The following is an 8,994-nucleotide window of genomic DNA, read 5'->3' on the forward strand; positions in this document are numbered from 1 at the left end:
ACGTCCTTACTTCGTCGTCGGCTTCGGCCACTYCCACCCGCGCTTGACCGCCGACTTGGCAGGCGCAGCCGCGAATGCTGCATCGATCTGCTCGCGCGTGGTGATGGTGCCAGCCGCGATCTGCGCCAGCACGTCGGCCGAGATCGCGAAGCAGTCATCGATGTGGATCAGAAGCTCTTGGTTCATAGCGGTTATCGCCGTCGCATCGAGCGGATGGTCGGTGCCATCGGCCGCGTGCCACGTCGTCGTCACGCTCGGCATCGCCTGCGCCGCCGCATAGACGCCCGTGATCTTTGCCTGCGAGCGGTCGTCGGTCCTGATCGGCATGCCAGAGGCCAGCGTGATGCCAGCCTGTTCACGCTGCCAGCGCTTGAACCATGTGTAGGTGTCGAGCATCCCCGGAGGATAATGCTCCGCAAACATCGACTTCAGATCGGCGAACTCGATGGGACCGGCGACGTTGCCGCCCGCGACGAACGCCGCATAGCCCTCGTCGGCCACCGGCACGCTCGCCGCCTTGAGGCTCGACCAGACATTCTCGCGGTCCTCGCCGACGAACCAGTACCAGTCCTTGATGTCGAACATCTTCATACGTACTGCCCTCCGGTTGCGACTGATCCGGCAACGGAGCCGGGGAAAAAATTGACGCCGCCGCCGGACGTGCCGATGGTGCCGTTCATATAGGCCATATACTTTGAGCCAGTGACGAAGCCGGGATTGCCCCAGACCAATCGACTTGGCGGCACCGAGATAGCACCGCCCTGCGATGCGTAGGCACAGAAGCCCACCGTGATCGCCTGCGCGATGTTCTGCGCAACGCCATCGCCCCATGCGATCAGCCCGTTAAGGTACGACCAGTACATCTCGCCGCAATTGCCGTTGAAGGTGTGCACTCCGATGGCGATGTTGGCCTGATAGGCTTCGAACACCGCGCCCGTGCAGTAGTTGCTGCGGGTGTTGTTGGTGAACAGCGACCCGCCGTTCGATGCGATGAAGCCGCCACCGGGGCCAGCCGCATTGACCGTGGTCGCGACCGTGAGGCCCTGACACGTCAGCGTGTTGACGCCGGAGACGACGCAGGCGTGGTTGTTCTGCCCCGTGACGAGCACGTTTTGCGGTGCGGCGTTGTTGCCGATGACGAAGATGTTTGGACCAGACCAGTACGGCGTGTAAAAGCCCTGATAGTTGAGGCTGTCGGCGACGTGTATCGTGATGATGTACTGCGACGGCGGGTAGACGAAGGCGAGGTCGATGGCCGCCTGAATGTTCCTCAGAGCATGCGCCGCGTCGTTCGCGGTGCCATCGTTGGCGTCGTTGCCGATGGCGTTGTTGACAAAGATGTGGAGGTTCTGGGTCAGCAGACCAGCGCCGCCGGACATGCCCGCGCCGAAGAGCTGAAACTTCGCGCCGTCATAGATGTAGAGCTGGATCGACCCTGCGACGATGTCGTTCGCCTTCAAGTCACTGCCGTCGCGCCGGACCACCGGCTTGAACGGCAGGCCGCTCGCTGAGAGCAGCGTCGCGCCGGTATTGTTCACGGCGGCCAGGATGTAGATGCGCAATCCGCGATAGAGCGCCGGGACCGCTGGGTTCAGCACCACCGACATCTGGTTGACGACGCCGCTATCGACAGCGAAGTTCACCAGCCCGGACTGGATGCCCTTGGAGAGCTGGTGCAGGTCGGCATCGTCAGGCGGTGCAAGTCCATTGTCGCTGATGAAGTTGACGATCTCGCGCTGCGGATATTCGATGCTCTGCGCGGGCGGGATCGAGCCCATCGTGCCGGTCGAGGGATTGCCGTTGACGTAGGCGGCGTTTGGATCAGAGACGCCATAAGGCTGGTGATACTTCATGGCGTGCCCTCCATCGGATCGCCGGGGTTCAGGTTGGTGTAGTCAAAGATGATTTGGGTGTGACCCGGCTTCCAGCGATTGAGCAGGCACTCAAGATCGTCGACGATGCCAATGCGCAGATGCGGATCGACGCCGGTCTGACCTGACGTGACGCGAAACCAAGTCAGCTTCGCTGCATGCACATGCACGGTCCAGTAAGACCGCTCCCACACTTCGCCGCAGAGACCGTAGTTAGGCCACTCCGACAGCTCGCCTTCGGAGATGTTGTGATCGCCGGGCGGCGCCAGGATCGGCTGGCCCCACTGGTTGCGCATGACCGGGTCCGGCGCTCCAACCGCACCGTACTGTCGGCAATCGCCGCAGCCGTCCATGGCGATGAAGAACGGGCGATACTCGGTGATGGTGATCGTGTAGCCGATCATCGCAGCAATGCCGATGAAGAACTCGCGGCTCTGCGCGCCCCACAGCGTCATGCGCATGACGAGCGCGAGCTGGCGCTCCGCGATGGTCTGCGGCGACTGATAGCAGGGATCAGGCAGGCCCCAGTTGCGCTCCCAGTCCGGCAGAAGCTCGATCGTGGTGCGCGGGTCGCTCTCCATCTCCAGCAGCTTGCTGGCGCGGATTTCGAAGTCGCCCCAGATGCGGCACAGCCCGCGCACGACGCGCATCAGCACGCCGTCCCAGTCTCGCGGCCACGCCTGCCCGAGAGGCAGCAGCGCCTGCATGGCGTCTGCATAGTCCTCGCCAGTTCGCGTGACGTGCTTGTCTTCGCTAGGCATAGAGGACGGTCCCCAGGACAGGCATGTAAGCCGGTGCAGGCATCACGGTTGTTTCGAAGTCGAGTTCGTGCGTCTCCTCGCCAACCGCCTGACTGATCGCCTCATCGACCCATGAGCGGTACATGGTCTGGCCCGGCTTCGATCGCGCGAATTCCATCTCCGCAATCGAGGTCTCGATGCGGGCGCGCACGGTCGGGTCGTCGTTGGTGAGGTTGCGAATGGTGATGTCGTAGAAGAACAGGATCGGAGCCATCACGAAGCAATCGACCACGGTGACGGGCCGCTTGCTGTTGATGTAGTCGTTGACCACCTCGATGTCGGCGGGCTGCGGAAGCCCGTAATTGTCGGGGTAAAGATCATCCATCAGGAAGCGCACCGTCATGGTGCCAGGACCGATCTCCTGCGCGGCCCATGCCCGCGTCACGCCCGGCACTGCCATCGCCCAGCGCACATAGTCGGCTTGGCTGCCGCCCATCGGTGGGTTCTGGATGCGGAACAGGATGCGCTCGCGGAGCTGGTCGTCGGTCTCCTCATCGACACCGCCCGTCATATCGCCCAGCAGCGTCACCAGCGTCACGCCGGGAATGGCTGGCTCCAGCGACAGCGTGTCGCCGTCAGGCAGGTTGCTGATCGAGCCGGAGGTCAGCGCCACCGCTTCAGCCGTGCCCAGGCCGCCCGAACCAATCTCGCCCTCGGTGACGGTCTGATACTCGACACCGTTCGCGCCGTTCATCGTCGTGCCGACCGGGATCACGATGTCGTCGTTGCCTTCGAACTGCACGGTGCCGCTGGCATAGGTCGCGGCCTTCCGGCCCTTCGAGCCATCCGCGTTCACCAGCCAGATTTGGCCGTGCCGATCCAGCCACTCCTGCTCTGCGGTGTCCGGCATCAATTGCTTTGCCAGCCAATCGAGATACAGGAACGTCAGGTGCGTGAGCCCGGCCATTGCATCGCTCATGATGCGCAGCACCGAGTTCGGGATCATCGCCTTCGCGCCAAGCTGCGACAGCACGTAGTCGCGCGTGAGCTTGCGGGTGTCCTTCAGCGTGGGTGTGTTCCAAGGCATCGCTATTTCCCTAGCTCGTCCCAGAGTTCGCTGTAGCGCAGCTCGATTTCCGGCTCCGGCCCGCGATAGATCACCACGCCGACATCGATGCGCTGCGTGTCGATCTGCTCTGCCAGCACGTCGATGTGCGAGGTGATGCGGCGCTGCGTGAAAGGAGCCATTGCCTCGCGGGTCCAGCCTTCGGCCTTGCCGATTGTCGAGCCCTGACGCGCCAGCGGACCGGTGATCTTGGCACGATGCAGCAGCCACAGCAGGCAGCCGACCGGCCAGCCGCCCCAGATTTCGTCTGCATCCATGTCGGCCCACCAACCGCGCCTGTCGGTGGCATCTGGATCGGGCAGCTCCTCGTCGGGCGGCGCGAGCGCGTCGGTGCCCAGCGCCACGATGACCGCTGACTGCAGGTCGTAGCCGTCCACGATCAGGTTCTGATCGTTCATCAGCCAGTCGAGTTCGACCGCATAGGCGGGGAAGTCGAGCTGTTGCAGATAGCGAACGTCACCGACCACGGCATTACCTCGCTGCGCCTGACCGACGGGAACGCCATCGTCGCTTGCTGGCGCGGTTCTTCTCTGGATGTTCCTGCTTCCATTTTCTCTTATAGGCCCGCACTTTTTCGATGTTGTTCTTGCGCCATGCGGCTCCCACTTCTGGATGCTCGCGCGCCCATTTCGCCTTGCGTTCCCGTTCCCTTTCGAGACCGTCCATGATCTACCCCGGCACCGTGAATGGCGGCGTCTCCGGCCCGCCGCCGTTGAACTTGATCGGCTTGCCCTTGATGTCCGTCACGCCATTGGTGCATTCCAGCGTCAGGTGGTCACTCGCCGTCAGCGTGATGTTCTTGCTCTTGAAGGTCCACGTGCCGGACTGCTTGTCGTAGACGCCGACCACGGTCTCGCCGTCGAAAATTTCGATCTTGCTTTTGGTGGCGCGCACCTCTGTGTTGATGGTCTCGCCTTCGTGCTTGTAGTCCTCATGGTTCGGCGCGCGCGCCTTCTCCGCGCGCTCGTCCGGCGATGCGCGGAAATAATCCCAGCCAGCATCGATCCACGTCTGCAGGTTCTTCTGCGGCGAGCCGCCTTTCTCGCGGTCCTGCTTCTTCTTGGTGACGTGACGCAGCGAGACCATCCGCTCCTGCTTCTCGCTCTTGCCGGTCGCGCGGCCCTCGGCATCGCGCAGCATCACCGCGCCGGGCTGCTGGCCTTCGCCTTCGTCGTCCAGCGACAGCATGAACATCCCGTTCTTGCGGATCAGCGTCATCTGCCCTTGGTGGTCATACTGCGCGCTTTCACCGGCCTTCAGACCCATCGGCCGGTGCCGCCGGTCGTCCATGCCGATGATCACCGGGTGATTGCGCATGCCGCCCAGAAACACCGCGATGCCTTCGGCGGCCGGGCCTTTCATGTTGCTCTCGCCGCCACCGCCACCGCCACCGCCTTGCTGGTCGTCGCGGGGCATCGGCATCGAGGTCATGCCGAAGCTCTGCAGCCGCTCCACGATCTTGCGGCCTTCCTTGACCATGCCGTCGAAGCTCAGCTCCTGCATCATCGGATTGTCGTTGGCCTTGTTCATAGTCAGCCGCACCACATGGTGCATCGCGCGTCCCGCCATATCCGTCAGGCTGTTCCGGTGCATCAGCCGCCTCCCGCTTTCGCGCGCTCTGCCGCCTCACGCTCGCGTTCCTGCCGCAGCGTTGCCTCGACTGCTTCGCGATAGTTCAACTGGCCGTTCATGTGGATCGGATCGACAAGCGACAGCGTCGTGGTCGAGCCGCCGTCGCTCTGCTCGTACTTGCAACCGGCGCAGCCCAGCACCATCCCGTTCATGATCAGCATCGGCGATGTCACGGTGTAATACTCGCCCGCCTTCCACACGTCGTTGGACTGGTTGTTGTCCTTGAACCAGCCCTGCACCGTGACCTGGGCTTCGATGAAAGAGCCTTCGGTAAAGACCTTCTCCATCATCGCGCGCCGCCGGATGCCGTGCATATCGTCGGCGAGGTCGGCCGGGATCACCTGATGCCGGTTGCGCGAGGAGGTGCCGTCCTCGGTCGCGATCTGCTTGTTCTGGCTATCGCCATAGGCTTTGTTGCTGCCGTTGTTCTGGCCGATCACATAGATCTTCTTGTAGACGTTCTGGTCGCGCACCACGGCGTTGGCGCGCAGGATGTTGACGCCCTCGACCAGCTCGCCGGACGGCGATGCGGAATGCTCGCCAATCGCCAGCAGACCGCCATGGGCGTTGCTGCCGATCACGATGTTGCGCATGCGGGCATACTGCTCCAGCGCCTCCATGATCCGCTGGCCCGGCTGTATCTGGATGTTCTCGAACGGCTTGTTATCGACCGCGCCAGTCTCCTTCAGCTTGATGCCGAGATGCGACATCAGGTCTCTCGCAAGCTGCGACCATGACTTGCCGTCGTGGCCGTCGAGCTTGTCGATAGGAACGCTGGAGTTCGTCAGGTCCACGGTGTCGCCGCAGCCGATCAACCGCACGCCATGGTTCTTGGCGTCGAAGCCGACGTGGCGCTCAACGATGTAACCGAACACCGCAGGCACGCCGCCGACATAGACGCGGACGATGTCGCCCGGCACGAACTGCAAAGCGTCCCAGCGCAGGGGAATGTCGGCTTCCTCCGTGCATTCGAATTGAAAGGTCGGGAATGGCTTGGTCACCAACTGCTCGACCATCACGCTGGTCCAGTTCGTGAACAGCCCGCCACGCACCTCCATCGTGATGATCTCCTTGCCGGTGTTCAGGCATTGGGGATCGTCGGCCTGCTCCGGGGCGCTGAGCGGCTTTTTGCCAACATAGAGGCGGCCCGATTGCGATGTCTCGCTCGGCACAGGCTGTCCCGTGTCGCGGTCATCAGGCGCTTCTACGATGACGGGCGGAAGTTCTTCGAGTTTGCCGGTGAAGCGGTCGTTGAAGGTGCTCATGTCACACCGCCAGCATCTTGCCGGTGCGCGGCATGAAGGCCGGATGCACGACGTGATTTTCCTTGATCAGCTCGCTGTAGCGCTTCGCGTCGGCATAGACGCGCTGCGCCATCCGCAGTGCCGGAAACACCTCCTGGAATTCGTAGCGGACCACGCGCGGCAGCACCCGGCCGCGATTTGCCAGATGCAGGGTGACATCGCCGTGCAGCCGGATCAGCGCCATGTAGGAGCCAGCCTCCAGATCGTCGGCGGCGATCTCCGATGTCTGGTTGAACGCGGCGTTCATTTGCGTCGCGACTTCGTCCACCTCGTCGCGCGAGCGGAAGGTCATGAACGCGATAATGCGGGCTTCGCAGGCCAGCGTCAGCCGCACCATCGCGAGCACCGTCTGCACGGCAGGCAGCGACACGGGCTGCTCTGCCAGTGCGGCCTTGCGTACCCGGTCCATCGTCACCAACGTCGCATAGCTGTGCCGCGCCAGATCGAGGGCGATGCCGAACGCGATCACGAATGTTGGCAGGTTCATCATGTTGGTGTCGGCCTTCATCATCCCGACGATGCGGCGTAGCGCGGTGCCGACATCGCCGCGCGGGTCCACCGCAGCCGACAGGATCACCGGACAGATGCGCCTTACGATTGCCAGCACTTCGTCGGCTTCATCTCCAGTCATGGCAGGCTCGGTACGCTGTTGGAGACATCGGCACCCCGGTAGACTTGCGCGTAGGGCGAAGCCTGCTGCGCCGTCTCGGCATCAGGCTGGCCTTCGCCAAGCACGCTGTTCTCGACATTGCTTGCCGACTTCTGGATTTCCTGCGGCGTCGATACGGTGCTGCGATAGTTCGGATCGCCGTACTCAACGAACTGCATTTCGATGGCGCACATGCCACCGCGCTCGCGCGCCTCGGTGACGCTGTAGCTCTGCACCATCACCTTCACGTCGCGCATCATGTACGGCATCGGCAGCCGCAACAGACCGGGACCATCCTTATCAAGGGCGGTGATCAGCGCATCTTTCAACGTCAGATAGTTCGGCCCGATCAGGTAGCCCTGCACGCTGTAGACGTTGGCGCGCTTGCCCATGTCCTCGGCATAGGGGACATTCCGCTTCGGATATTCGTGGAGCGCCACGCGGCGCCCACCGGCTTGCCCGCCGGTCTCGACATGGAAGATCGCATCGCGAAACCGCGCCTGCTGATAGCGATCACGCCACGGGGTCTTGAATGAGCGGATCGGTGCCATGGCTACGGTCCTGCCTCAGCGACATTTGCAGGCGCGCTGGTCGGCTGCATCTGCTTGTAGTTTTCGATGGTGGATTTCTGCCAGAGCCCGTCCGCGCTCGCGCTTCCACGCGCAGCGGTGCCGTTGCTCTCGATCTTGACGTTGACGTTGCCGGAGACTTCCTGCTTGCCCGCGATCTGCTCATCCACACGCCGGTAGGAGAAGCCGCCGTCAGTCGGGAAGGTCTTGCTGGTGTAGCCCATCGCCGCCGCGCCAGCCGCCGTGATGTCGATCCCGCGCCCGGTGCGCCTGCTCGGCCCGCTGTCGATGTGCGGCAGCAGCATTGTCTTGCCGTCCGGCCCGGTGACTTCGTACATCTGCCCGCGTGGCTTGCCGTACTGGTCGGCGGGCAGGGCGATGCCTGGCATCGTGTTCTTGAAGCCGCCAGCGGTCGGTCGCCCGGCGGGCTCGGACGGATCGGACGGCCAGCCCGGCGCGCTGCCGAAGTAAGAGCCCTTCACCACCTTGCGATCTTCGGCGCTGCCGCCAGCCGCTGTCGGTCCAGCCGAACCGCGGCGGAATTCATACTGGCTGGCCTTGACGCCCTGACGGATGCCGCCTTGGTTGCCGCCGACCATTTCGAACTTGGCGTCCTTGACCGCGCCGCCAGCGAAGGCGACGTGACTTCCCGGCTGACCGGGAACGGCTGCGCCGCCGTAGCGACTGGTCTTGCGCACGGCGACATCGCCTTCCTTGACATCGGCTGGATCGACGTGCTGGCCCCAGTTCAACCAGTTCGATGCAATGGCGGCACCTTTCGGCGGTGCGCCCCCAGCCGACTTCACCACCGACGCCGCGAACTGGCCGCACCACGCGCCGGATCGCGGGTAGCCCTTTTCCGCCATGAATTGCTGAAGCTGCCCGCCGGTCGCGCCGCGCGACAGCATGTTGCGGGCCTCCTGCATCACGTCCTTCGGGACGGAGCCGGGCAGTTCTCCCGTCGAGCTGGTCGCGCCTGACGGGCCGCTTGTGCCGGTGCCAGAGCCTCCCGGCTGCGCGCCGCCACCACCGCCGCCGCTACCGCCGCCGCCAGCGCCGCCGCCCGCGCCGCCGCCAGCGCCAGGCGTCAGGTTGGTGTAGCC

11 protein-coding genes are annotated in these 8,994 nt (G+C 63.8%); all 11 read right to left on the reverse strand.

Going from position 1 to position 8,994, the window contains the following annotated elements:
* Positions 1-6: 6 nt before the first annotated feature.
* Positions 7-591 carry a DUF4376 domain-containing protein gene (locus AC1DW2_RS36810; RefSeq protein WP_477008403.1) on the reverse strand — a complete coding sequence of 195 codons (585 nt, stop codon included), beginning with the start codon at positions 589-591 and terminating at the stop codon, positions 7-9.
* The gene (locus AC1DW2_RS36815) at positions 588-1,853 is read right to left on the reverse strand and encodes a hypothetical protein (protein WP_477008404.1); all 1,266 of its coding nucleotides are present in this window, start codon (positions 1,851-1,853) and stop codon (positions 588-590) included. Before AC1DW2_RS36815 ends, AC1DW2_RS36810 begins: the two co-directional genes overlap by 4 nt.
* On the reverse strand, positions 1,850-2,632 hold the full coding sequence (locus AC1DW2_RS36820) for a YmfQ family protein (RefSeq protein ID WP_477008405.1): 783 nt from the start codon (positions 2,630-2,632) through the stop codon (positions 1,850-1,852). Before AC1DW2_RS36820 ends, AC1DW2_RS36815 begins: the two co-directional genes overlap by 4 nt.
* Positions 2,625-3,698 carry a baseplate J/gp47 family protein gene (locus AC1DW2_RS36825; RefSeq protein ID WP_477008406.1) on the reverse strand — a complete coding sequence of 358 codons (1,074 nt, stop codon included), beginning with the start codon at positions 3,696-3,698 and terminating at the stop codon, positions 2,625-2,627. The genes AC1DW2_RS36820 and AC1DW2_RS36825 overlap by 8 nt, the downstream gene beginning before the upstream one ends.
* A 2-nt stretch (positions 3,699-3,700) precedes the next feature.
* Positions 3,701-4,204: a phage GP46 family protein gene (locus tag AC1DW2_RS36830; RefSeq protein WP_477008407.1), complete on the reverse strand. Its 504-nt coding sequence runs from the start codon at positions 4,202-4,204 to the stop codon at positions 3,701-3,703.
* 4 nt (positions 4,205-4,208) lie between these two features.
* The gene (locus AC1DW2_RS36835) at positions 4,209-4,403 is read right to left on the reverse strand and encodes a hypothetical protein (RefSeq protein ID WP_477008408.1); all 195 of its coding nucleotides are present in this window, start codon (positions 4,401-4,403) and stop codon (positions 4,209-4,211) included.
* A gap of 3 nt (positions 4,404-4,406) precedes the next feature.
* Positions 4,407-5,330, reverse strand: a complete 924-nt coding sequence (locus AC1DW2_RS36840; RefSeq protein WP_477008409.1) for a phage baseplate assembly protein domain-containing protein — start codon at positions 5,328-5,330, stop codon at positions 4,407-4,409.
* The gene (locus tag AC1DW2_RS36845) at positions 5,330-6,634 is read right to left on the reverse strand and encodes a hypothetical protein (RefSeq protein ID WP_477008410.1); all 1,305 of its coding nucleotides are present in this window, start codon (positions 6,632-6,634) and stop codon (positions 5,330-5,332) included. Before AC1DW2_RS36845 ends, AC1DW2_RS36840 begins: the two co-directional genes overlap by 1 nt.
* Position 6,635: 1 nt before the next feature.
* A complete protein-coding gene (locus AC1DW2_RS36850) occupies positions 6,636-7,304 on the reverse strand; it encodes a hypothetical protein (RefSeq protein ID WP_477008411.1) in 669 nt (222 codons plus the stop codon).
* Positions 7,301-7,873, reverse strand: a complete 573-nt coding sequence (locus AC1DW2_RS36855; protein ID WP_477008412.1) for a DNA circularization N-terminal domain-containing protein — start codon at positions 7,871-7,873, stop codon at positions 7,301-7,303. Before AC1DW2_RS36855 ends, AC1DW2_RS36850 begins: the two co-directional genes overlap by 4 nt.
* A 2-nt stretch (positions 7,874-7,875) precedes the next feature.
* Positions 7,876-8,994, reverse strand: a 1,119-nt coding sequence (locus AC1DW2_RS36860; protein ID WP_477008413.1) for a C40 family peptidase, incomplete at its 5' end; no start/stop codon positions are given.

Source organism: Bradyrhizobium sp. P3_C3, assembly GCF_056402655.1.

Coding starts and splice junctions, on each gene's coding strand:
- AC1DW2_RS36815 (WP_477008404.1), bottom strand. CDS start 1,853: ATGAAGTATCACCAGCCTTATGGCGTCTCTGATCCAAACGCCGCCTAC.
- AC1DW2_RS36820 (WP_477008405.1), bottom strand. CDS start 2,632: ATGCCTAGCGAAGACAAGCACGTCACGCGAACTGGCGAGGACTATGCA.
- AC1DW2_RS36825 (WP_477008406.1), bottom strand. CDS start 3,698: ATGCCTTGGAACACACCCACGCTGAAGGACACCCGCAAGCTCACGCGC.
- AC1DW2_RS36835 (WP_477008408.1), bottom strand. CDS start 4,403: ATGGACGGTCTCGAAAGGGAACGGGAACGCAAGGCGAAATGGGCGCGC.
- AC1DW2_RS36840 (WP_477008409.1), bottom strand. CDS start 5,330: ATGCACCGGAACAGCCTGACGGATATGGCGGGACGCGCGATGCACCAT.
- AC1DW2_RS36845 (WP_477008410.1), bottom strand. CDS start 6,634: ATGAGCACCTTCAACGACCGCTTCACCGGCAAACTCGAAGAACTTCCG.
- AC1DW2_RS36850 (WP_477008411.1), bottom strand. CDS start 7,304: ATGACTGGAGATGAAGCCGACGAAGTGCTGGCAATCGTAAGGCGCATC.
- AC1DW2_RS36855 (WP_477008412.1), bottom strand. CDS start 7,873: ATGGCACCGATCCGCTCATTCAAGACCCCGTGGCGTGATCGCTATCAG.